We start from the raw sequence: 23,568 nt of genomic DNA, 5'->3' as shown, positions 1-23,568 counted from the left end.
GATGAGCTAAAGCTCAATCCCTTTCATTGCGGTAACGCCTTTCTCATAATCGTGTTTGATCAGTTTCATCTCCGTAACAATGTCAGCTGCCTCGATTAATTTCCTATTCGCCGAACGGCCGGTAATAACTAAATGAAGATCAGGTGGACGCTTTTCCATCAATCGAAGTACGTCTTGAACGGAGACGATATCATCGACCGGAAACCGGTCAATCGCAAGCGCATTGTTCAGTTCATCTAAAACAATCAAGTCGTACATACCCGATAACACTTTTTCTTTCGTAAATTCCCATGCCGCTTTCAATGCCTGACGATGCACTTCGGGCGTTTTCGTCCACGTAAACCCGGCGCCCATTTGATACATTTCGATCCCGAGTTTTTGAAATATAAGATGCTCTCCATACGTTCGTTCCGGTGACTTAATAAACTGAATGACGGCGACTTTTTTCCCTCTTCCCGCCGCTCGTATCGCCAATCCGAGAGCGGCGGTCGTTTTGCCTTTTCCATCCCCCGTGTAAACGATGATGCGCCCTTTCTTTTTATATGGTGGCAACCGTCTCACCCCGGTCCATCTCAGCGAACCATTGAATCGTTTCACGAAGCCGAACGACCTCTCCGACAAGAATAATCGCTGGGTGGGAAAGATTCGCTTTCTTGACGATATCGGCAATCGTCTGCAGCGTGCCGACAGCCGTTCGCTGTCTCCGTGTCGTTCCCCATTCGATCACCGCCACAGGAGTATTCGACGGCTTTCCATGTTCGATTAGTTTTTGGCAAATATACGGCAAATTGCCGACACCCATATAAAAGGCAATCGTATCGCTTCCTTTCGCCAACCCTTCCCAATGAAGACGGTCATCTCCCTTTTCTTGACGGCCGTGGCCGGTAACAATGGTAAACGAAGCAGCATATTCCCGGTGTGTAACCGGTATGCCGGCATAAGCGGCAGCTGCGATTCCCGCCGTCACGCCAGGAACGATTTCAAACGGAATGCTGTGCTGCGCAAGCACCTCTGCTTCTTCCCCAGCCCGTCCAAAGACGCAAGGATCGCCTCCTTTTAGACGAGTGACGATTTTTCCTTGTTTTGCTTTTTCGACTAACAGCTCGTGAATCCGCTCTTGAATGAGCGCGTGCTTTCCCGGCTCTTTTCCGCAGTAAATTAACTCAGCGCCGATTTTGGCGTATTTCAGTAATTTTTTATTAATCAACCGGTCGTAAATAATGACGTCAGCTTGTTGAATACATTCCAATCCATAGACAGTGATTAGTTTTTCATCACCGGGACCGGCACCAACGATATATACTTTTCCATTTGTCATGATTGTTTTCCTGCTCCTTCTACAGAATTTGAAATATGGGCAGAAGCAAATGTCGCCATTTCTTTTATCATCGCTGCCGCAAATGCCAGCAGCGGAAATGCAACAGCCGCACCGCTGCCTTCACCAAGTCGCATGCTTAAATCGATGAGCGGCTCTTTTCCTAATAATTCAAGAGCAATTTGATGGCCAATTTCTTGAGAACGATGACCGGCAATCATATAATCGGCAACATTCGGAGCAAAAAGCTTAGCTACAAGTGCAGCAACGGTACAAATAAATCCGTCCAATAAAATCGGAACGCGCCGCTCCGCTGCCGCTAGCATCGCCCCCACCATCGCGGCGATTTCCAAGCCACCGATTTTGGATAATAAATCAATCGGTTTAGACGGATCAGGCTGATGAAGTGACAACGCGCGGCGAATGACATTGACTTTATGCGCAATCTTCTCTTCCGAAATGCCTGTTCCTCTTCCGACAAGTTGTTCAATTGGCTTGCCGCTCACCGCCGCTAAAATCGCACTCGCGGTAGTCGTATTGCCGATGCCCATTTCACCGACAATGAGAGTACGCGCTCCTTGGTCGATTATTTCCTTTGCTTGTTCGTAACCAACTATTAGCGCTTGTTCCGCTTCCGCATTGCTCATCGCTTCCATTTTGCAAAAATTGTTTGTCCCGTACCGCACTTTCTTGGAAACTACTGCTTCATGTTCAATTGGTGAAGCGACCCCAACATCAATAACGGCAAATATTGCGCCAATTTGCCGGCTGAATACGTTAATCGCCGCACCGCCTTGAACAAAATTCCACACCATTTGTGCCGTCACTTCTGGCGGAAACGCTGACACCCCTTCTTTCGCAACACCATGATCAGCCGCAAACACAAGGATACCCGGCGGCGAAACATCAGGAAATTTGTTCCCTGTCATTTCCGCCAGCTCCACCGCTAACTGTTCCAAACGACCAAGGCTGCCAACCGGTTTTGTCAATTGGTCGACGTAAGCGCATACCTCTTTTCCTGTTTTTTTATCAAGCTTTGGAATCGAAAATAACATTACACATCCCTCCTTTGAAACATATACATTTTTTCTTCGATTTCTTCGATGCAGACGTGCCGCTTCACATGATCGGCAAGGCGGTCAAAAGCTTGTTCTCTTATAGTACGGAAAGACTGGCGCCCGTAAATAGGCGCTAATCCTTTCTCGCGGCGAATTTTGTTCAATAACGCCTCACGAAACGCATCATTATGAAAAAGATCGTGAAAATAGGTACCGATCACCCGTTCATCCTCGCTTTTACCGCCTTCTTTCCGCCCGTGCATCTCAATAAGAGAAATATGCCCTGCTAACGGTTCAGAGCGGCCCATATGAATCTCATATCCTTTCACAGCAAACCGCTCGCCGGAAAATGTTACGATTCCTTCCGATAGAATCGTCGTTTTTTCGCGCTCAAGCGTCGTTTCAATCGGAAGGAGATTCAATCCAGAAATTTCTCTTAGTGGTGTTTCCACACCAAATGGATCACGGATACGAGCCCCTAACATTTGATAACCGCCGCATATCCCTACGATCGTCACACGGTGATGTTTGTTGAGCTGTGCAATTTGTTCCGCAATGCCGTTTTTCTTCATATATAATAAGTCTTCTATCGTATTTTTGCTTCCCGGCAAAATAAGCAAATCTGGCTGGCCAAGCTGGGCGGCTGTTGCCACAAAACGGACGTGGCAGTCCGGTTCGGTCAAAAATGGATCAACATCTGTGAAATTAGCTATTTTCGGATATCGAATAACAGCAATATCAATGTCTTTATCCGGATTTACGGCTGTGGACATTTGTTCTAAACTAACGGAGTCTTCCGCGTCAATATGTAAATCTTCTAAATATGGAACGACGCCTAACACCGGAACGCCGGTATATTGTTCGAACCAATCGAGCCCCGGCTTCAATAGTGCCAAATCGCCACGAAACTTATTAATGATCACGCCGATGATCCGCTTGCGATCTTCTTTGTCAAGCAACTGCAATGTTCCTACTAAACTGGCAAACACTCCACCGCGTTCAATATCGCCAATCAGCACGACCGGTGCGTTTGCCATCCGAGCGACGCGCATGTTGACAAGTTCGCGGTCGTTTAAATTAATTTCTGCCGGACTTCCCGCTCCTTCGATTACAAGCCGGTCGTATTCATTCATTAAAACATCGAGCGACTCGCGGATAATCGCCAGCCCCTTTTCAAAAAATTCGCCGCGGTACGCGAACGCCTGCATATTTTTATACGGCTTTCCATGCACAACGATTTGCGATTCATGCTCGCGGCTCGGTTTAATTAAAATCGGATTCATATCCGTCGTCGCGACAACTCCGGCCGCTTCCGCCTGTATCCCTTGCGCCCGCCCGATTTCTTTTCCATCAACCGTCACATACGAGTTAAGAGACATGTTTTGCGATTTAAACGGCGCCGTTTTCCAGCCGTTTTTCGCGAAAATTCGGCAAAACGCCGTGGCAATAATGCTTTTTCCCGCGTCGGAATGCGTTCCTTGAAACATAATCGGCAACGCTTTAGCCATGGTCTTTCACCTTCTTGCATTTCGTTAGCCAATTTTCGACCATTTGCGGACAAGACGCAAAATGAAAATGGACATATCCTGCAATTAAGTTTTGATGCTGATAGCCATCTTTTTTCGTACCACGAAGCCCCGTTGTTTCATAGGCAAACGGAATCTCGCCGCGCGCTTCGTACGTGGAATAATGAAACTCATGCCCCCGCGCCCGCAGACCTTCCGGAAGCAAAAAGTTTCCTGGTTCTCCTTTCACCTCACGATATCCAAGCGCGACAAGCTTCGGCTGCATGACGATCCGTCCCGGAATGACGCCAACCATGTCATAATGCGCACCGTCCGTCGTTTCAATGCCTTCGGTTAAAAACATAAACCCCCCGCATTCCGCCAATGTCGGAAGCCCGCTTTCGATCGCAGTTTTGATCGACTGTTTGACGCTTTGCTGTTCGGACAGCTGTTTTGCGAACTCTTCGGGAAATCCGCCGCCGATGTATAACCCATGCACCCCATTTGGCAGCGGCTCACCGGCAAGCGGGGAGAAAAAGACTAACTCGGCGCCATACGCTTGTAACAGCTCCAAATTTTCCGGATAGTAGAAATGAAACGCCGCATCTTTTGCGACCGCAATCCGTACATCATACGATTTACTTATATCGAAATACGATTGTGGAACATTTAATGCTGGGGCTTCCGCCAGCTTTAGCAACGCGTTAAGATCCACCGTCTTGGCAATGCGCTCTCCTAATTCCGCAAAAAAGTGATCTAATTCCCCACGCTCAATCGATGGAATGAGTCCTAAATGACGCTCCGGAATGTGGAGCGCATCCTCTTTGGTTAAAAATCCGATCACGGGAATGCCGCATTCTTGTTCAATCGCCGTTTTTACAAGGCGAAAATGCCCTTCGCTGCCGACGCGGTTGGCAATCACTCCCGCAATGCGCACGCGTTCATCAAACGTTTGAAAGCCGCGGACAACCGCCGCCGCGCTCCGTGCCATGCCGGCGCAGTCGACGACCAATAACACCGGGCTATTCGTTAATACGCTGATTTCCGCCGTCGTTCCTTCGTTTGTCGTCGGCCGCTTCCCATCAAACATCCCCATGACTCCTTCGATAATGGCGATGTCAGCCCCTTCACAGCCTTTTGCGCAAATGGCTTGAACCGCTTCGTGTCCAACCATCCAGCTGTCCAAATTGCGCGACGGTCTGCCCGTGACAGCGGTATGATAGGTTGGGTCAATATAATCTGGGCCGCATTTAAACCCTTGTACAATGTAGCCTTTTTGTTTTAACGCCGCCATCAATCCAATCGTTATGGTCGTCTTGCCAACGCCGCTTCCCGTCCCGGCGATTACGATTCTTCTCATGTTGTTTTCCCCCTTAATGGTGTAAAAGTGCCACGGAAATCGTGACATTACCTGCTTTTTTCTTCACTAATTCCAATTTCTCTGCACCGCTATAAAGCTTCGCTGCTGGCTCGCTCACACCATAAGCTCCTGTATAGCGGTACACGGTTTCAGAAGGCTGTTCGATGTTTACTTGATTCAGTTGTTCAGGGGTATAATAGACGAATTCCCATCCGTATTTTCGCACCACTTCAAGCAACCCTGGCTCGTCTTTTTTTAATTCGATCGTACATACCGCTTTCACACTTTTCATTGAAAAGCGCAGCTCCTCTAATGTATCGCGAATGACGGCGTCAATTTCTTCCGCCGTTGTCCCGCGGTTGCAGCCGATACCGAGCACGATTACTTTTGGACGATACAAAACGCCGTTTTGCAAAATCGCTTCTTCCTCTTTCGTTAATAAACGATGGGTAACGACAAGCGCGGCGTCCGGTTTCGCCGCTAGCGCTTCATCAATCGAATCATAAATACGGATATTGTTTGGCAGCGGGGTATCATAGTTCCACCATTCTCGCTCCCCTGATTCCTGTACAATGGCAACATGTTGCTCATTGACGACGGCGGCGCTGACGGGAGTCAGCTTTTCGTCAGATTCCCACTCCCAGCCGAAGGAACGGCCAAATAAATCAATGGCAATCGTTTTTTGTACGTCAGACGCAGTCGTAATGACGGGATGGGCATGTAAAATCTCCGCGACTTGCCGCGTCAGTTCGTTCGCTCCGCCAAGATGTCCGGAAAGAACGCTAATGACATGTTCCCCTTTATCATCAATAACAACGATCGCCGGATCGGTTTTTTTATCTTTTAATAGCGGTGCAATCATCCGCACGACCGCACCAAGCGAAATAATGAGAATAAGCCCGCGGTATGTTTGAAAAAGCGACGGCAATAATAACCGCACGTTCCCTTCAAACAAACGAATGCCTTTTTCGTCTTCGTCTCCTCTCGCAAACTTATTCGTATAATACACACGGGCGTTTGGAAGCTCCTCGCCGACGCAGCGGGCAATATCAACACCATGCTTCGTAATCGCAACAATCGCATACAACTCCTCACACCCCCTGTCGATATCCGTGTGTGAACGTTTTATCATACAGCTTCGAGCGATAGTCGCGCTCGATAATTGCAGGGTCTAACGCCCATCCTGCTAAAATGAGGGCGTGTTTTCGGATGCCGTTTGCGCGCATATCCTCGTCCAGCGTGCCGACCGTCGAACGGACAATTTTTTGATCTGGCCATGTCGCTTTATACACAATCACAACAGGGGTATCATCGCTCCATCCCGCATCCCTTAGTGCCTTTGTTACTTTTTTTGTTAATGTAGCGCTTAAAAATAACGCTAATGTGCAACGATGTTTTGCTAAATCTTCCAGTTTTTCTCTATTTGGAACTGGTGTTCGTCCTTCCGCTCGCGTTAAAATAACCGTCTGCGTTAAATCCGGAACGGTTAGCTCCGCTTGAACAGCCGCTGCCGCCGCAAATACCGAACTGACGCCAGGGACGATTTCCACTTCCACCCCTTGCTTTTTGAATAGCGCGATTTGTTCAAGCGTCGCTCCGTAAACAGATGGATCTCCCGTATGAATGCGCACGACTTTTTTTCCTTGCTTAAGCTGTTCTAACATCGCTTCAACCATTTGCTCTAAATGCATTCCTGCCGTATGAAATACTTCCGCTTCCGGCTTTCGATAGCGCTCGATCAGTTCGCCATTAACGAGCGAATCGGTGTAAAAAATTGCGTCCGCTTCCTGAAGCAGTTGCGCGCCTTTCACCGTAATCAAATCCGGAGCCCCCGGGCCCGCGCCAATAATATATAGTTTCACTTTCTCACCACCAATAACGTTAAATATTCCAACTCTACTCCTTCAAGCTGTTCGATATTCCAAATGATTTCTTCCTTTGACGTCACCTTTGTCACCACGGCAGCGTTTTGCAATAAATTTTGTTCTCGAAGAAGACGGATCATCATGCCCATCACTTTCGCCACTTTCAAAAAAACGACACAATCATGGTCTTCAAGCGCTTTTTTCATTGCTTCATAGTCATCGCGCGCTGGAATAATCGCCACCTGTTCATCCCCGTCAGCAAGCGGGATCTGCAGTCTTGCTGCCGCTGCGTTGACGGAGGAAACTCCCGGAACAATTTCAATCGTGACATTTGGATACCGCTCTTTCATGATTTTCATCAGATGGATGAACGTGCTATATAAAAGTGGATCTCCTTCCGTCACAAACGCGACATCTTTTCCTGCGCTTAGCTGTTCCCAAATCGCTTCTGCTGTCTCATTCCATTTTTCTGTTAACACATCCATATTTTTCGTCATTGGAAAGACGAGACCAATCATCTCTTTTTCCGCTGGAGAAAAATATGCTTCAATAATTTGTTGGGCATAGCTTTTGCTGCCGCGCTGTTTTTTCGGATAGGTAATGACATGCGCTTCTTTCAGGCGGCGAAACGCCTTCACCGTCAACAGCTCCGGGTCGCCCGGACCAACGCCGATGCCATACAATGTTCCGCTCATTCGTCTTCCTCCCTCTTTGCCGTAATGATATAAATCGGATTAAGCGCCGAAAACCGCGTCAGCTCTAAAATCGGCTTACTTCTTGAGATTTGCGCGAGCGTAACGTCTACTTGAAAGCCGCGCTGCTTTAATCCTTCCACCGCCTGCGCCAGCGTTTCAATCGTAACTGCATTCGCAACGATGCGTCCGTTCCGTTTCAAGCGCCGGCAGCAAACATCAAGAAGCGGTCCCATTTCTCCTGATGTTCCGCCAATAAAAATCGCATCCGGATCGGCAAATTTGTCTAAATGCTCAGGTGCTTTGCCGTGTACAAGCGTAATGTCAACGCGGAATTTTTTTAAGTTTTCTTTACAAATTTCGATATCATGGGCATTTTTTTCAATCGCAAACACGGAGCCTTCGCGTGCGATTTTCGCCGCTTCAATCGCGACGGAACCGGTGCATGTGCCGATGTCCCAAACGACGCTCTTAGCATGAAGACGGAGCGCGCTAATGCTTAACACCCGAACCTCCTTTTTCGTAATCAGTCCTTTATCTGGTTTACGCTGCAAAAATTCGTCATCGTCAATTCCTAATGGCCACATCGGACCTTCTTTTGTTTTTTGTAAAATAACCACATTTAATGGAAAAAACTCGGCATCTGCCATCTCTTCTAATTCGAAAAAGCGGCACCGTTCATCTTGACTGCCAAGATTTTCTCCGACAAACGCACGGTATTCGGTCATTCCGTACGAAAGCAAATATTTCGCAATGGCATTAGGAGAATTCGTTTCATCTGTTAATATCGCTACTTTGTCGCATCCGTCAATGCGCTGGGCAAGTCCTTTCATGCTGCGGCCGTGGACGCTGATAAATTTGGCGTCCTGCCATTTTTCTCCCATTTTCGCAAACGCCCATTGAATCGAACTGACTGCTGGATATACTTCGATTGGCAGTTTGCTAGATAAATAGCTGCCGATTCCATAAAACATCGGATCACCAGACGCGACAATGACGGTGCGTTTCGTTTCATGGCGAAGCCGCTCGACAAGCTGTGATAGCCCTCCTCGAATCGTGAGCGTTTCGCCTTGATAATCAGGGAAAAAGGCTAAATGACGCTCTCCTCCGACCAATAACTCACTTTCATAAATCCAACGTTCATAAAGGTGCGGGAGGCTCGCTTTCCCATCGGCGCCAATGCCAATTAGTTTAATCGCCTGCATCGTTTCGTACCGCCTTTCCTAATAATTGACCGCCCATTGTGTATAGCGACGTTTCCACGGTCATGCCGCCGCCCACTTCACGTAACGCGGATAAACAACAATGGTCACATAATATTTCAAAAAAGCGCTCATTCCCTGCTTCTTGCATCATCTCGCCAACTTGTGATGCCGTATTGGCTTCGCGAACAGCGGCAACGAGTTCCGGCGAAGCTCCGGCTTGTTCAGCAATGGCTGCTAAAAACGAAAAATCAATGGGGGCGCTTTTCGAATGCACCATCATAATGCCTTGCGCCACTTTAGAAAATTTCCCCATCATCCCAACCATGGAAACGGTTCGGATGCCGAGCCGTTTGCATTGTTTCAGCGTAAAGCCGACAAAATCCCCCATTTCAATAAACGCTTCCTCAGGAAGATGAGGATATTGTCGCATCGCAAATTTTTCGCTTCGTCCTCCCGTCGTGATCACAACATGGTCGCATCCGTTTGCCTTTGCCACTTGAATTGCCTGAATGATGCTTGCGCGGTAGGCGGACGTCGAAAAAGGAATGACAATGCCGCGCGTCCCTAAAATCGAAATGCCGCCGATAATGCCAAGGCGCGCGTTTAACGTTTTTTTGGCGATTTCTTCCCCGTTAGGAACGGAAATAATGACGTTCACTCCACGGGAAATGCCGTATTGTTCCAATACCTCGCGCACTGTTTCGTGAATCATTTTTCGCGGGATTGGATTAATTGCCGCTTCGCCAACCGGCACCGGCAAGCCCGGTTTTGTGACGCGCCCTACCCCTTTTCCGCCATCTAAGTGAATGCCGGGTTGCTCCGCCCATGAGACGGTTGATACAATCGCCGCTCCATGCGTCGCGTCAGGGTCATCCCCGCCATCTTTGATCACCGTTGCTTTCACCGACTCACCATAAATCTCGCACGCTTCGATCGCAAATGTCGCCCATCGTCCGACTGGCAAATAAATGGTTGCCTCCGTTTGTATGATGCCGGTAATAAGCGCCGTTAATGCCGCTTTCGTTGCCGCTGTGGCACACGCCCCTGTCGTATATCCCTCGCGTAACGTTTTTTTCGTTTCCATTCGTTTACCCTCGCTCTGCCAACAGTGAAAGCGCGTTTAGCGCCGCCACTGTAATGGTGCTTCCTCCTTTTCGGCCGATATTTGTAATAAATGGAACATCCAATTTCGCCAATTCCGCTTTTGATTCCGCCGCCGACACAAAACCGACCGGCAGGCCGATCACTAATCCCGGACGTGCTTCTCCTTCTTTAATTAAACGAATTAATTCCAGCAATGCCGTTGGCGCGTTGCCAATGGCAAAAATCCCGCCTTCTGCCTCTTTAGCCGCTTTTCGCATCGCGACAATCGCTCTTGTCGTGTTGAGCCTTTTCGCCTCCGCAATGACATCTTCGTCGGAAATATACACTTTCACTTTGCCGCCAAACTTTTCAATGCGCACTTTATTTACCCCGACTTGTACCATTTGCACATCAGCGACGACCGTTTTGCCACTGCGTATTGCTTCGATTCCCGCACGGACGGCATCAGGGTGAAACAACAAGCTTTTTCCAAGCTCAAAATCTGCAGAAGCATGAATGACGCGCTGTACAATCGGATATTGTTCTTTCGTAAAATGATGTTCACCAATTTCTTCATCAATGATTTGAAAACTTCTTTCTTCAATTTGTTGCGGTTGGACTGTAATCGGACGAAATTCCGTGCGAAAATCCATGGTAAAACCCCTTTCTTTCATGAATGAATGGATAACGGTACTATTTGTTGTAGTGCCTTAACGACATCGGAAAACTGGGAATACACCGTGCCATACTGAATTGATGGACGGCGGATGACAATCGTCTCAATCCCTAGCTCCTGTGCGGCAGCGATTTTTTCATCGACAAACCCAACTTTTCCGCTTTCTTTCGTAATGAGCAACGTAACGCCAAAATGTTGGAAAAGCGCCTTATCGAGTTCTTTCGTAAACGGACCTTGCATCGCAACGATATTTTCTTGCGGAAACTTGAGCTCCTCACATTTCTCCATATTGTCTTTGCGCGGCAGCATGCGCGCAATCACGCGCGTATTCGGAAGCCCTAACAGCTTTTTTGCGAAAATGGATAACGTTTTGCTTCCGGTCGTTAGCATAATGACGCCTTGTTTTTTCGCAGCGAGCTCAGCTGCTTCTTCATAACTGTCAACAAACGTGACACGCTCATAAGCAACGTGAGCCGCTTGCCGCTCGTAACGGATATACGGAACCCCCGCCTCTGCGGTAGCTTGCATCGCGTTTTTCGACGCTTCTTCGGCAAACGGATGGCTCGCGTCCACCACTGCTTTCGCTTTCTTTACGCGGATCAACTCCGCCAATTGTTCCGACGTCAGCCGTCCAAGGTGCACCGCTAAGCCGGAAGCACGCAACTGATCCGCCGCATGTTCTGTAACAACCGTCGCTAACACATCATAGCCCGCTTGTTGGATACAAAGCGCCAGCTTTCGGGCATCGCTCGTTCCCGCTAATACAATAATCATGCATGTTCCTCCTTAATGATGATGGTGGTGATGATGGTGATGATGCTCCGCAGCATGAAGCCGGTATTGGCACATATCGCAGTTCATCATAACCGCCTTGCCAAGCGCTTCTTCTAATCTGTCAAGCACAATCGTTTTTAGCTTCGGATGAAATCCAAAGTAGCCTGCTAGCGCAAAATCGACTTGCGGATACTGAAAACGAAATTGTTTTACTTTTTCTCCAAGACGCTTGATAAGCACGCCGGTAAACAAAAAGTAAGGCAAAACCACCACTTTCCGCGCCCCTAGCTTCACGCATCGTTCCACTCCATCTTCTAACGATGGCGTCGTTACTCCCATAAATGCTGGTTCTACAAGGAAATAGTTCGTTTGTTCCCAAAATAAGCGGGAAATTTTATATAAATCGCTGTTCGCATCCGGATCGCTTCCCCCGCGACCAAGCAGCACTACCGCTGTTTCTGGGTCAGGGCTTTCTATATTTTCACCGATTTCTTGTAATCTCGTTTTTAAGATCGAAAACGTTTGCTCATGAATGCCAATTGGTCGGCCATAGATGAAAGCCACATGCGGATAATGCTTCTTTGCTTCATCGATCTCCGCTGGAATATGCAGCTTCGAATGGCCCGCTGGCAGCAAAATAATCGGAATGATGATAATTTCGCGAGCCCCGGCATCGACACAACGGTCAATCCCTTCGCGAATCGTTGGCAGTCCAAATTCTAAAAAACTCGTTTCGACATGTAAGGATGCCGCAATGTGCGGTTTTAGCTGCTCAACAAACTGCCGGACTTGGTCGTTTCCTTCCGGGTCACGGCTGCCGTGCCCGACAAATAATACTGCTTTCATTCATTTTCTTCCCCCTTATTCACCACAGACAGACACTTCGATTTTTGCCTCTTGCTTCGCTTCTTGATACACAAACCCGCCGACTTGTTTCACTCGCTTAAAAAACTTATGAAACCGTTCGTTCGGATGCGCGCGTTCCTTATATTCTTGAATAATGCGGGTGACAACGGACACAATCTCGCCAGGCGGAATTCCTTCAGCGACAAGTTGCCCAGGGTGTGCGTTTCTTCCGACCGTTTTTCCTCCTAAAAATAAGTCAAATGCTCCTTTCCGATAGACGATTCCGATATCTTCCCGCACCGCTCCGTAACATGCCATGCCGCATCCGTTTACACCAATCTTCAATTCTTTCGGAAGCGCCATTCCGCCAAGCTGATCGTATAACTCTTCCGCGTATGGAATCGCGTCTTTTTTCTCCCCGTCGCAAAAATCGCAAGCTTTCACCGTCAGTACATCACCAACAGGGGCAACGTCAAGCCCCGCTTCTTTCAGTCTAGCGATGATACGGTCTGGATCAGAAGCAGGCACTTCCAGCTTCAAATAATGATCCGGGGTATACATCATCGTTCCGTCTTCACCGACGATGTCAGCTAGTACCATCATCTGTTTTGGCGTAAAATTTTTGTTCGCTACTCCCGGGCTAACCGCGATTTCGAAAATCGCCGGCGCAAACGTCGTGGTGTCTTGGTGGCCAATCGCCAATGTTTGCAACGCTTCTTCTGCCATTTCTCTTACCGGTTCTCGTTTCGTTTGATCAAGCGCCCACGGTTCCGCTTCTTTGCGAAGCCGTTCATGTGGTTTCAGCGGCTGTTCGGAGGCGCTTAATGTATATTTTCGTTGGTATCCGCGTGGTGTGATCATCAGCCCGTCGTATACAAACGTTGAAGAATTGCCGATAATGACAGTCGTTAACATTCCGATATCGTAATCGAGCATATGCGCTAAATCCGTCAATACGATATGTTGCCGCGCGCGATAAGCGCTTTTCACTAATCCGACCGGAGTATTGGGCGAGCGATAACGCAAAAGAATACGCTGCGCTTCGACAATTTGACGCGTGCGTCGTCCGCTTTTTGGATTATATAGAGCGATGACAAAATCGGCAGCGGCCGCCGCTTCAATGCGCTTTTCAATAAGCGCCCACGGCGTTAGGTGATCGCTTAAGCTAATGGTGCACGCATCATGCATAATCGGCGCACCTAAAAGAGCGGCACACGAGTTAATGGCAGAAATGCCTGGGATGACTTCCACCTCGATATCGCTTTCTCGCGTCCAGCCTTTTTCAATGAGCACCTCATACACAAGCCCTGCCATTCCGTACACGCCCGCGTCCCCGCTTGAAATGACGGCGACCGTTTTTCCGCGTTCCGCCCATTTCACCGCCTCTTGAGCGCGGCTTACTTCTTCCGTCATTCCAGTACTAATCACTTGTTTATTGCCAATTAAATCCGCAACTAGGTCAATGTATGTTTTATAACCGATAATAATATCGCTTTCTTCAATCGCTTCCCGCGCTCGCTTTGTCATATGTTCCTTGCTGCCTGGGCCAAATCCGACAATCAGCAATTTTCCTTTCATTGTCTCACCTCAATTTCCATTTTCCTTGTCCATGTTAACTGAGCTCATTTGTCGAAAAAACTTGAACACTATATCACTTTTTCACTAATATAGAGGCTTGTATGCTCATTCATCCTCATCCATTGTTTCATTTCTTCCACATTCCGCGGGATGCGCATCTCGTGTGGAAACAACGTTTTCCATACAGAAGCAAGCAGCGGAACACCAAGACGCCATTTTTGCAATTGATGCTGCCTAGCAAATACGTCTTGCGGCGATCCTTGCATGACAATTTGTCCGTCATGCATGACAAACACGATATCCGCCCACTCTAAGACAAAATCAAAATCATGAGTAGCGATCAAAACCGTTGTGCCAGCTCGATGAATATCGTTGATCTTCTCGACAAACCTCTCGATTTGCAGGCGGTCTAAATACGCTGTCGGCTCATCGAGCACTAATAATTTCGGGTTCATCACCATTACGGCGGCAAGCGTCAGCCATTTTTTTTGACCGAGACTTAAATGATGAACGGGCTTGTCCAACCATGAACGTAATCCAAACTCGTCCAGCGCTTTTTCAATGAGCTCGTCCATCTCACTTTTTTTCATTCCTAAATGGTGCAGGCCAAACGCCAGTTCATCACGTACCAATGGCGCCACAAGCTGGTGTTCCGGATTTTGAAAAACGATGCCGACCTCTTTCCGCCATTTTTGCAATGTTGGACGCCGATAATCCATCTTCTCTCCATTCCAATAGATGTCGCCAGAGTCGGGCCGCAACAGCCCGTTCGCATGTAAAAATAACGTTGTCTTGCCGCATCCATTATGACCGATGAGTGCGCATTTTTTTCCACTGGGGACATGAAGGCTTAATCCTTTTAGCACACATGGTCCGTTCGGATACGTATAATATACTTCATCCATTTTCAGCATCTTCTGCCGCCCTCCTATCATCCAAGCCATAGAAGCAAACTTATGCCGATGGCTGCTTCCCACAGATAACGTTTGTTTTTTTCGTTGTATGTTTCCATATGAACATAGACAATTTCATTGGAAACTCCGCGCGCCCATAAAGCAAGGCGCAACGCTTCATAGGAATGCCATATTTTCTGAAAAAGCTGGAACACCAACATCCCGCCATGCCGCCAATGGCCTCCTCCATTTCTCGCTTTCATCGCTACGTATAGCTCTTCTGCTGCTTTCTCGAAAACAAATACAAACCGATACGTAAAAAATAACAAATCAATGATGATGGATGGTACTTTCATTCGCTTGAACACATACAACATCTCTGGAAACGGGGTAGTCACTAGAAGGAAAAATAAACAAGACCACGCTGCGACCGAACGAGATAGTAAAGACATCACAGTGGAAATTTGCGAACGATCAATAGAAACATGAAAAGAACTGTCAATAGAAACAAGCAAAGCTGGAAAACTGGCCATCAGAAACAATGCCACGACTCCGAGTGTTTTGGCGTAAACTTTCCACGAAACACGCGCATACCCGATAATCCATGCGGCAAGCCAAATCGTTATCATTACTTGTGTTTTCCAGCTCCCTATCATGGCCATCATTAATAATAGAAACGCAAATATCACTTTTTGTTCGGGACGTATTGTCCGCAGGCGGTTATCGTAAGCGATGGTGTCAAACTGCCGGATCATTTTGATTCCTCTCTTCGGTTCTCCCGGCCTTTATAGACACCGATAATGTAGCCAATAATTCCAGCCCCGACTGCCGCCTGCACAGAAAACAGCAACGTTTCCACCTCTCCGCCCGGCGGCTCGAATATGGTTTCCATCCAAGGTTGATAATGAGGAGCGATCTTTTGAATCATTTTTTCCGCCTGGCCATCCGTGCCGCCAAAATCAGAGTGATGAATGAACAATAACGGTGCCACTACCAGTAAAACAGCAATAGCAAGAAGAAAAAGACTTCTCTTCATATTACACTCCCCTCTCTAACTGGTTTAGTTCCTGGCTGCTGTAAGTGGATAAGAAATTCCAAACGACGACCGTAAGCAGCCCTTCTGTAATCGCCAGTGGTATTTGCGTAACAGCAAAAATGCCGGCAAATTTGGCAAACGAAGCGAAAACCCCACCTGTCGCATCCGGGAACGCCAGCGCTAATTGCAATGAGGTGACAACATATGTGGCCAAATCAGAGAAAAATGCAGCGAAAAAAATCGTCCAGCGCCTCGGTATATTCCACTTTTTCCCGAAACGATAAATGCTGTACGCCACAATCGGGCCAATGACCGCCATGGACACGGCATTCGCCCCTAATGTTGTCAATCCACCATGTGCCAGCAATAACGCTTGAAACAGCAATACGATGCTGCCCATCACCACCATCGTCCATGGACCAAACAGCACCGCACCGAGCCCCACCCCCGTTGGATGTGAGCTGCTCCCAGTAACGGATGGAATTTTTAAGGCGGACAGCACAAACGTAAATGCCCCCGACAGCGCAATGAGCAGCTTTAGTTCCGGATGCTCGCGTGTAATCCGAATTAGTGAACGCATACCGATGATAAAAAACGGCAAAAACACTAGCCACCAAAAAATCACCCATCCAACTGGCAAAAATCCTTCCATAATATGCATCGCAAATGCCGATGTGCTGCCGGTAAACGTAAAATAGACGACTAAACCGCAAAGGAAAAGGGCGACTTTCCATTTTTTCATGCTTTCGTTCCTCCCGTTGCTTTACATAATTTCGAGATTCCTAGAGGGGCGTTTGATTGTTTTGACATCATCAATCCTTGCTTCTCTTCATAACGGTACGTTATCGTTTCTTCCAACCATTCCCCATCTCGCAAATGCCTTCGCACAAGCTCCCTTGCTTTTTCCGGCGTCACACCGTTGTACCATACGCCTTCAGGGTAAACGATGACTACACACGCGTCTTGGCAACGGCCATTGCAGCGAGTCCGCGTCGTATGTACAATGCCATCTAACTCCAGCATCGCGATTTCTTCGCGGATGGCAAGCGTTACTTCTTCTCCCCCTTTACGCATGCAGCTGCCTCCATTGCAAATCAGCACATGATGTTTCATTCCGATTAAGTTCCATGTTGTCATGTTGTGTCTCTCCTTTTTTGCAAAATAAAAAGCACCTCTATACGCAGAGGTGCAGAAAAATGCATACAAATATATCAAAAAAAGTATACCATTCTCCCGCACGTCTACCTATAATCCCGTAGGTATCCGTCCGAACAAATAAGGCAGGTCTCCTGACTTAGGATCATCGCTTTATTGCGCCTTCCCGAAGTTTCCTTCAGTGACATGATGCAACAAAGCTCCCCATCACAGTGGCGGGTACCGTGACGGATTTTCACCGTACTTCCCTTTTAAGCCTATTCTCTAATGAGAAAGGCACCTTATTTGTTTGGCATATAATGTCGATTTTTCAAAGAACATTTCTGTTATTAATAGTAGTACAAATTTTCAAATATCGTCAACCACTTTTTTTCAATAAGTCCGTTTTCGCCAATACAATCCCGTCTTGATCAGCGTACACATAGGCGCCTGGTTCCCAACGAACGCCGCCAAATTCGAGCGCAACGTCCCGTTTTCCCTTTCCTTCTTTTTTGCTTTTCACCGGGCAAGTGCCAATCGCCATCACCCCAAGCGGCATATTGGCGATTTCTGCGGAATCGCGAATGCATCCGTGAATAATCACCCCGGCAAGCCCGCGCTCACAAGCGATCTGGACAAGACGGTCTCCGAGCAGCGCGCAATTTCGCGAACCTTTTCCGTCTACGACCAATACGGTGCCCGCTGGAACAGTTTCGAGCGCCTCACGAACGAGCACATTATCTTCAAATACATCGACCGTCGCGATCGGTCCGGAAAATTCCGCTTTGCCGCCGTAAGATTGCATCGGCAGCTGGCATACTTGCAATTCACTTAAAAATTCATCGCATAAATCAGCTGTTTTCATCACAATCTCCTCCTTGCCATGTCTTATATTTGACATCCTTTGTCAAAACTCCTTCTTTTTCAACAAAAAAACAGACAAGCGACATTGCTTGCCTGTTAGAGACTGGGCTAGCTGGATTCGAACCAGCGCATCACGGAGTCAAAGTCCGTTGCCTTACCGCTTGGCTATAGCCCAATGATATTCACGTTATCATTACCGCAAAAAATACCGCTAAATCAAACGTATTTTCCCATAGGCATAACATATTTTTGCCGTAACTGCCAACGTATTTAAGCGGTGTATCTATCTATAGTATGACCGTGTTGATATTGCGATATACGCGCTAAAAATAACAGGTATTACGTTTTTTTAGCGCTTTTTTACTATTTTTATATCGTATACCTTCCTCTTTATACAGCCAATATCCTTCTTCAGAATCCAAAAACATCGATTCATCAACAATACATAAATAAAAATACATTCCCTTTATCACTCTTAAATGGTCCGCATAATACTCTAAAGCTTTCTGGTAGTTATGTAATCCTTCATCATCAGTCGTTTAACATAATTTCCATCGCTTCTGAATATCGTTTCAAATATTATATTTAGACCGGCCTATAATCAGGAAACAGTTTTCGTACTTCTGTTAACACTTCCAACGACTTTTCGTAATAATTACCTAAAACGCGGTAAGTGCTGCCTAAACAAACGAATGCATCTTTTAGATTTTCTTCTTTCAGTCCTAAACGAACCGCTTTCTCACAAAATTCAACTGCTTCTTTTTCCAATCCCATCGAATCATGAACTAGCCCGCAGTGTAAATAAATTTCGGAATCGTTAGGATAAAGACAAACTAAAGAAGTTGTTTTGATTGTTCTAATTTCCCTTCTTTTTGTAATTTTATGGCAAGTGTTAATTGTTCTTTCACGTTTATTTCCCCATTTATCTGCTTATGCAGACGCTTTACAAACAACACATGATCATTTCCTCTGCCATCATAATTACTAAAAACAGATGTCCTGTCGACTACTTGATCTCCTTCCTCAATTTCAATCCCCTTATTTTTACGAAAAGCAACTGATGTACGATTGATGGGTTAAGTAACGCTTTTCAAAAAAGCGTTCATATAACTTCGAATTCCATTTTTTGCTTCCAGTATTCTGGGTGAACACCAACAAAATGAATGTATACTTGTTCAGGAAGGAAAAGTCTATTGTTTCAAGTAAAAGAATATATGCAAGATCGTTTTATCATTTCGGCTAACCGAAACAAAGTTTGTGAGTTCCTTGAGCGTTCTTACTGGGCGAACAATCGGAAAGGGGAAACGATTGTCAAATCCATAGAGCATTATTTGCTTTGTCTTGTACCTAATGGTAGTGTGCTTTTCTATTAAACACGTGAAAAATAATAGTTTCATCCCACTTGAAAAGAGTTGTGAGAATCCATTGTTTCGTTCTTAAAGTACCTCTCTGAATTTCCAGAAAAAGTACTCCAACGCATCGGACAGATACATTTGTCGGAAAATTAATCTGAACCTATACAGATGCTCAAAACGTACCTTCTAGACCGTCCTTAAATTTGATATCGTGGTGTTAAACAAAGACTTCCCGTAGCACTTTCTGTTGATGATGGAGAATCCCCTCTTAATGTAATCGTATCGAATCCAACAACGGTAAATGCAAGGCATTGTTGGTTTTCCAATGTAAAAGTTTTTATGACCGTTGCCCCTTTAGAAAATATAACGTCCACTGTTGTCATTCCAAGCGTAGCACTGGATAGCTCAATGGTTCCTGAAGCAGAAACAACTTTATTTGCTTGAAAAATGACTGTAGGAGTTTGGTTAAAAACAAGCCAATTACACTCCACGCAATCTTGTACAAGTTGGCGTTTGATTCCGCAACAAATCACTGTAGTATTACAACAACTCATTTGCATATCTCCCTTTAACTAGTTATGATTATTCATATGCTTCCATTTCCATTCATTGTGATTCTCCTTCGTAAAAATAGTTACTGTCAATCGGTCCATCCTTCTTTAGGAGCAGTCTGTCTTGCCATTTCGCAACTCTGTCTCCATTCATAAATAAACGGTTTTAATTCATACTCCAGTACATCAACGATTCCGATCATATCCTTATTCCACACATATTGATACAACTCTTTTACAATGGAAAGCAGTCCTTCTTTTCTCTCCATTAAGCTGTTAAAATGGAAATCAACCATCAACTCCAAATGTTCCAATGTGCGAATGAACTCTTCATAGCAGCCAGCATCATTCCCTTGCTTCCAATTTACGATACATGAAGCAATTATGTGCTCAAGCCGCTCCAGTTCCTGTACTATGTTATCCTCCACTTGCATCCACCTTCTCTTTCTTACAATCTTTTTTTCTAATGACCGCTAGACCGCATTGGGACAGTATTTCAAAATGAATCGAACAATCGGGAAAGATGTCTGTCAGTTCTTCCCATTCCAATCCTATGGAAGTGTAAGCAAGATATGGCTCTAATTTAGCCAATGCATCTTTAGTAAGATTAAGGGTAATAATGATTCCATCTTTGGAAAGCACTCTTAATAATTCCCGCCCTATTTTTTTTCGCAACGATTCGTCAAGAACGTGCATAAGAACTCCAAACACCAAAACGACATCGAAGTTTTGATCTTCAAAGTCAAGTTCGTCGGGGTATGCTTCGATAAATTGTATACCAGGTTTTGATAATTTCTTAGCATAATCAACAATTGGATGATAGAAATCGATACCGGCCAATCGTTCCGGCAATACTCCCCAATCCTGAAATTTTCTTAACCATCTTCCATCCCTGCACCCTATGTCCAGAACAGAAATTTGTTGAAAATTGTCATAACCATATGCCGATAACGTTTTAACTAATTTTCCTTCGTCCAGTTGCCCATGAAATGAAAAATAAAAATCATCGATTTTCACAAGTTCCTCTATCCATTTCAGCAAACGTTCTTTTTCTTTTTTTATCCGTTCTTCTCTCTCTTTTTGCTCAATGTATTCTCGATTGGGAAGAAACTTTTTCCACCCTATTTTTTGATACCAATATAAATTCTTTATAATTTGATCCAGCATGTTTTTTATTTTAAGATTCATTGTATTAATAAAATTTTTGTTTGTCATTATTTCTTCCCGTGACCACATGACATCAAGCAAGTCTTTCGCTTCTTTTTTCGTTTCTTTCAATAGATCTTTTATCTGCTCTTTTTCAGCTACTGCTTTTTCTTCAGGATTCACTGGTACTTCACTCCCCTTTATAAACTTATTCATTTGAAGTTGTCTCCTCTAGAGGGAGTTTTTCAACAGCGATTTGAAAATTCCTGATGAGACTTTTACAAATTACACATAAGTTATCAAATAATTCCATTTGGATTTGAAGAGCATAGCGGAGTTTTTCAGGAGTGTTGATGACACCTAGTTCGTTCATCTGATGATATCCGAACATTATGACTTGTTGAAAAAACTGGTCGTGTACATGTCTATGAAGAAATTTCATTATATGTTTGTTGTTTTGTTCAAATTCCTGGCGTAACTCTTGCCCTGCACCATATTTATCCTTTTCTAGCAACTGCTCAACGATTATCTTTCTTTCAGAAGTCAACTGATTGAGGGCGCGATAGATATCCATATACTTTATCAGTTCGATCCTTAGACTTTTTATTTTATTTTTCCGGGTCGATATATCTAAATTTTTTTTACTTTCATTCAGTAACGTATCCAGTCTGTATGGCAGGCTTGCTTTGCAATATTTTTCGATCACGTTTGTCAGCGTGTCGCATGTGGTTCCTTTGATTTTGGCACCGCCTTCGGTAGCATTGATGACTGTAACATGCGATGTCTGCTCAATCAGCCGTTCAAGTCCTTTCCGAAACTCCACCCATAGGGGATTCGATGGAACGAATGAATCCTCATTTCCTTCCACATAAACGATTGGCAGAGATTTCACCTTCTCAATATACTCCTGTACATCCTCTGTATACTTCGATTGTTTGCTATGAGTAAGTCCATCTAACCCGTAAGCAAAATTTTGTCCGACGAAAACAATCGGATTTGCTCCCATATAGACAGCTAACTCATAAGCAAGATGAGAGACATTCAAGCCTGCATATAGTCCGCTTCCATCGCCAACTATTCGATTGATCCATTCACTCGTAGACTCGAAACTTCGAAAAATAGGAACTTTAGGTCCTGCAAACGAGGCAAAAGTTCGCGGATCCGCAACAGCAAGAGCAAGTAAGGTAATGTCCTCTGGATACTTCTTGTTTTGAAAATGGTATAGATAGCTTTCTGGAGTACGTTCAAGTACACAAATGGCATCCGGTTTAATACCATTTTTCATCAATGGAACAATCGCTGACTCGCAGCAGAGAATCAATCCTTTTCCTTTAACCCGCTTTAATTCATGCATGTTTTGATCCAAAGACGGACCATTTGCCACAATAAACGCTGGAACATTAGTAAACTTATCCTTTAAACTGCTTAAATACGGATTCTCCAATACAATTTCAGCATTTTGAATCATGTTATGAAGTCCAAGCAATGAATCGTAATGATCATTACCAAATGCGGTGATTTGCTGTGTCAGTCGTTCAAAAACATGAGATTGAATGTTTAAATACTCTTTTTTAAACAGTCTTGAACTTGGCGTAAACAAGACGGAGGGAACAGTCAAATATAATAAGCCATAAGTTGAAATCAGATTTTGAAAATAATGCGAAAACTCCTCGAATGGACCAAGAAAAAAGATACATTTGTTGTGTGCACGGAAAATCGGCTCTAAATCGAAATAATGAAGCATTGCGATAAAAATAGGAAGGTTTTGTTCAAACACAACAACCACAGTATCCTCATGCACTCTTTTTAATAGTTCAATCAAAGGATATCCAAAGCCACATCCGTAAACAAAAAGCGTACTCATTTGGTTAAGCGGCAACTGATTGCACCAATTCTTCGCTTGTTCCCACGGATTCCTGCTGTTAATATGTTTTACCTTCCCATCTTTCTTGTATTTGCAGATAGGATAACCTTCCTCCGTATAGACGATATCAACCCATTTCCCTACCTCGTCTAAATCAACCTTTCGTATTTGTTGTTTTATATATTCAGGAAAACACTGTAAGTTTTTTTGAAACAACTCATTTCTTTCGTATAAGTTTGTGGGCGGCTTTGCCATGAACCTCACAACCCTTTCATTTCGAATGGAATTTAGAACGGATTAAAATTAATCGTTATATTTAATTCACCTGACGCAAAGTTGCTGTCTGAATTCATTTGGATCGTATCCACCCCAACAATCACAAATGATTTATACTCACCTGTTTGCACGACCAAGGTGAACGGAAGCATCCCGCCACCAATGCCCCCCCTTAAAAAATTCACGGTTACCGGACCTTTAGAAGCACTGTTATTAAGAACATAACCGCTGATGGCTGCCACTTGGTCGGAAGAGTAAGGAAAAATAGGCGCACCGAGAGTCCTCCACTGTATACTGATTTGGTTTGGAATAATTCGTGGTGAATTACAACATTTTTTCGAACAAACCACACTTGGAGCCTCCCCTCTACCTTGGCGAATTGCAATGATGTCCAATATTGACGATTCACAATATTATTTAATCGTTGTTTTATTATATTCTGAAAACGGTAGGAGAGTTGGTCAATTAACCTGTTATAATCAAAAATGATGA

General features: G+C 45.3%; 27 protein-coding genes, 1 tRNA gene and 1 riboswitch. All 28 genes read right to left on the bottom strand.

All coding sequences use genetic code 11. From position 1 onward, the window contains the following. Window positions 1–6: 6 nt before the first annotated feature. Entirely contained in the window at window positions 7–552 is a 546-nt protein-coding gene (gene cobO / locus B9L23_RS10090) for a cob(I)yrinic acid a,c-diamide adenosyltransferase (RefSeq protein ID WP_062678665.1), read from the bottom strand. Continuing rightward, window positions 539–1,318: a uroporphyrinogen-III C-methyltransferase gene (cobA, locus tag B9L23_RS10085; RefSeq protein ID WP_015863818.1), complete on the bottom strand. Its 780-nt coding sequence runs from the start codon at window positions 1,316–1,318 to the stop codon at window positions 539–541. Before cobA ends, cobO begins: the two co-directional genes overlap by 14 nt. Then, complete coding sequence (gene cobT / locus B9L23_RS10080; RefSeq protein ID WP_089097578.1) at window positions 1,315–2,370, bottom strand: nicotinate-nucleotide--dimethylbenzimidazole phosphoribosyltransferase; 1,056 nt, start codon at window positions 2,368–2,370, stop codon at window positions 1,315–1,317. The genes cobA and cobT overlap by 4 nt, the downstream gene beginning before the upstream one ends. Beyond that, window positions 2,370–3,881: a cobyric acid synthase gene (locus B9L23_RS10075; RefSeq protein ID WP_089097577.1), complete on the bottom strand. Its 1,512-nt coding sequence runs from the start codon at window positions 3,879–3,881 to the stop codon at window positions 2,370–2,372. The genes cobT and B9L23_RS10075 overlap by 1 nt, the downstream gene beginning before the upstream one ends. Continuing rightward, window positions 3,874–5,238: a cobyrinic acid a,c-diamide synthase CobB gene (locus B9L23_RS10070; RefSeq protein WP_089097576.1), complete on the bottom strand. Its 1,365-nt coding sequence runs from the start codon at window positions 5,236–5,238 to the stop codon at window positions 3,874–3,876. The genes B9L23_RS10075 and B9L23_RS10070 overlap by 8 nt, the downstream gene beginning before the upstream one ends. A 13-nt stretch (window positions 5,239–5,251) precedes the next feature. Then, entirely contained in the window at window positions 5,252–6,325 is a 1,074-nt protein-coding gene (locus B9L23_RS10065) for a cobalt-precorrin 5A hydrolase (RefSeq protein WP_089097575.1), read from the bottom strand. A 4-nt stretch (window positions 6,326–6,329) separates the two neighbouring features. After that, entirely contained in the window at window positions 6,330–7,100 is a 771-nt protein-coding gene (gene cobM, locus B9L23_RS10060) for a precorrin-4 C(11)-methyltransferase (RefSeq protein ID WP_015863813.1), read from the bottom strand. Next, window positions 7,097–7,798: a precorrin-2 C(20)-methyltransferase gene (cobI, locus tag B9L23_RS10055; protein WP_015863812.1), complete on the bottom strand. Its 702-nt coding sequence runs from the start codon at window positions 7,796–7,798 to the stop codon at window positions 7,097–7,099. Before cobI ends, cobM begins: the two co-directional genes overlap by 4 nt. Next, window positions 7,795–9,000, bottom strand: a complete 1,206-nt coding sequence (locus B9L23_RS10050; protein ID WP_015863811.1) for a bifunctional cobalt-precorrin-7 (C(5))-methyltransferase/cobalt-precorrin-6B (C(15))-methyltransferase — start codon at window positions 8,998–9,000, stop codon at window positions 7,795–7,797. Before B9L23_RS10050 ends, cobI begins: the two co-directional genes overlap by 4 nt. Beyond that, window positions 8,987–10,084 (bottom strand): cobalt-precorrin-5B (C(1))-methyltransferase, encoded by a 1,098-nt coding sequence (locus tag B9L23_RS10045; protein WP_062678672.1) that lies wholly within the window; start codon window positions 10,082–10,084, stop codon window positions 8,987–8,989. Before B9L23_RS10045 ends, B9L23_RS10050 begins: the two co-directional genes overlap by 14 nt. A 4-nt stretch (window positions 10,085–10,088) precedes the next feature. Next, a complete protein-coding gene (locus B9L23_RS10040; protein WP_015863809.1) occupies window positions 10,089–10,736 on the bottom strand; it encodes a precorrin-8X methylmutase in 648 nt (215 codons plus the stop codon). Window positions 10,737–10,753: 17 nt separating this feature from the next. Continuing rightward, the gene (gene cobK, locus B9L23_RS10035) at window positions 10,754–11,533 is read right to left on the bottom strand and encodes a precorrin-6A reductase (protein ID WP_015863808.1); all 780 of its coding nucleotides are present in this window, start codon (window positions 11,531–11,533) and stop codon (window positions 10,754–10,756) included. Window positions 11,534–11,545: 12 nt separating this feature from the next. After that, window positions 11,546–12,379: a sirohydrochlorin chelatase gene (locus B9L23_RS10030; protein WP_062678675.1), complete on the bottom strand. Its 834-nt coding sequence runs from the start codon at window positions 12,377–12,379 to the stop codon at window positions 11,546–11,548. Between the two features lie 15 nt (window positions 12,380–12,394). Next, a complete protein-coding gene (cobJ, locus tag B9L23_RS10025) occupies window positions 12,395–13,957 on the bottom strand; it encodes a precorrin-3B C(17)-methyltransferase (protein WP_062754171.1) in 1,563 nt (520 codons plus the stop codon). A 68-nt stretch (window positions 13,958–14,025) separates the two neighbouring features. Beyond that, window positions 14,026–14,871, bottom strand: a complete 846-nt coding sequence (locus B9L23_RS10020; protein WP_089097574.1) for an energy-coupling factor ABC transporter ATP-binding protein — start codon at window positions 14,869–14,871, stop codon at window positions 14,026–14,028. Window positions 14,872–14,888: 17 nt separating this feature from the next. After that, complete coding sequence (gene cbiQ / locus B9L23_RS10015) at window positions 14,889–15,605, bottom strand: cobalt ECF transporter T component CbiQ (RefSeq protein ID WP_089097573.1); 717 nt, start codon at window positions 15,603–15,605, stop codon at window positions 14,889–14,891. Continuing rightward, window positions 15,602–15,886 carry an energy-coupling factor ABC transporter substrate-binding protein gene (locus tag B9L23_RS10010; protein WP_089097572.1) on the bottom strand — a complete coding sequence of 95 codons (285 nt, stop codon included), beginning with the start codon at window positions 15,884–15,886 and terminating at the stop codon, window positions 15,602–15,604. The genes cbiQ and B9L23_RS10010 overlap by 4 nt, the downstream gene beginning before the upstream one ends. Window position 15,887: 1 nt before the next feature. Next, window positions 15,888–16,628 (bottom strand): energy-coupling factor ABC transporter permease, encoded by a 741-nt coding sequence (locus B9L23_RS10005; RefSeq protein ID WP_089097571.1) that lies wholly within the window; start codon window positions 16,626–16,628, stop codon window positions 15,888–15,890. Continuing rightward, the gene (locus B9L23_RS10000; RefSeq protein ID WP_015863801.1) at window positions 16,625–17,023 is read right to left on the bottom strand and encodes a (2Fe-2S) ferredoxin domain-containing protein; all 399 of its coding nucleotides are present in this window, start codon (window positions 17,021–17,023) and stop codon (window positions 16,625–16,627) included. Before B9L23_RS10000 ends, B9L23_RS10005 begins: the two co-directional genes overlap by 4 nt. Before the next feature lie 125 nt (window positions 17,024–17,148). Continuing rightward, a riboswitch (cobalamin riboswitch) is annotated at window positions 17,149–17,340 on the bottom strand. Between the two features lie 59 nt (window positions 17,341–17,399). Next, a complete protein-coding gene (gene rraA, locus B9L23_RS09995) occupies window positions 17,400–17,885 on the bottom strand; it encodes a ribonuclease E activity regulator RraA (RefSeq protein ID WP_089097570.1) in 486 nt (161 codons plus the stop codon). 102 nt (window positions 17,886–17,987) lie between these two features. Then, a tRNA-Gln gene (locus B9L23_RS09990) sits at window positions 17,988–18,059 on the bottom strand. A gap of 410 nt (window positions 18,060–18,469) precedes the next feature. Continuing rightward, the gene (locus B9L23_RS09985; RefSeq protein WP_255265193.1) at window positions 18,470–18,691 is read right to left on the bottom strand and encodes a tetratricopeptide repeat protein; all 222 of its coding nucleotides are present in this window, start codon (window positions 18,689–18,691) and stop codon (window positions 18,470–18,472) included. Between the two features lie 26 nt (window positions 18,692–18,717). Next, window positions 18,718–18,840, bottom strand: coding sequence for a hypothetical protein (locus B9L23_RS21365; RefSeq protein WP_255265190.1), 123 nt, complete (start codon window positions 18,838–18,840; stop codon window positions 18,718–18,720). Window positions 18,841–19,436: 596 nt separating this feature from the next. After that, a complete protein-coding gene (locus tag B9L23_RS09975) occupies window positions 19,437–19,793 on the bottom strand; it encodes an S-Ena type endospore appendage (protein ID WP_062754181.1) in 357 nt (118 codons plus the stop codon). An 86-nt stretch (window positions 19,794–19,879) separates the two neighbouring features. Beyond that, window positions 19,880–20,218: a hypothetical protein gene (locus tag B9L23_RS09970; RefSeq protein WP_062754183.1), complete on the bottom strand. Its 339-nt coding sequence runs from the start codon at window positions 20,216–20,218 to the stop codon at window positions 19,880–19,882. Further along, on the bottom strand, window positions 20,208–21,152 hold the full coding sequence (locus B9L23_RS09965; protein ID WP_089097568.1) for a class I SAM-dependent methyltransferase: 945 nt from the start codon (window positions 21,150–21,152) through the stop codon (window positions 20,208–20,210). Before B9L23_RS09965 ends, B9L23_RS09970 begins: the two co-directional genes overlap by 11 nt. After that, window positions 21,145–23,055, bottom strand: coding sequence for a motility associated factor glycosyltransferase family protein (locus tag B9L23_RS09960; protein WP_089097567.1), 1,911 nt, complete (start codon window positions 23,053–23,055; stop codon window positions 21,145–21,147). Before B9L23_RS09960 ends, B9L23_RS09965 begins: the two co-directional genes overlap by 8 nt. Before the next feature lie 32 nt (window positions 23,056–23,087). Further along, window positions 23,088–23,426: an S-Ena type endospore appendage gene (locus B9L23_RS09955; protein WP_062754188.1), complete on the bottom strand. Its 339-nt coding sequence runs from the start codon at window positions 23,424–23,426 to the stop codon at window positions 23,088–23,090. Between the last annotated feature and the right edge of the window lie 142 nt (window positions 23,427–23,568).

This window comes from Parageobacillus galactosidasius (genome assembly GCF_002217735.1).
Taxonomy (GTDB): Bacteria; Bacillota; Bacilli; order Bacillales; family Anoxybacillaceae; genus Parageobacillus_B; species Parageobacillus_B toebii.
This window is presented reverse-complemented; position numbering and strand designations above follow the sequence as displayed.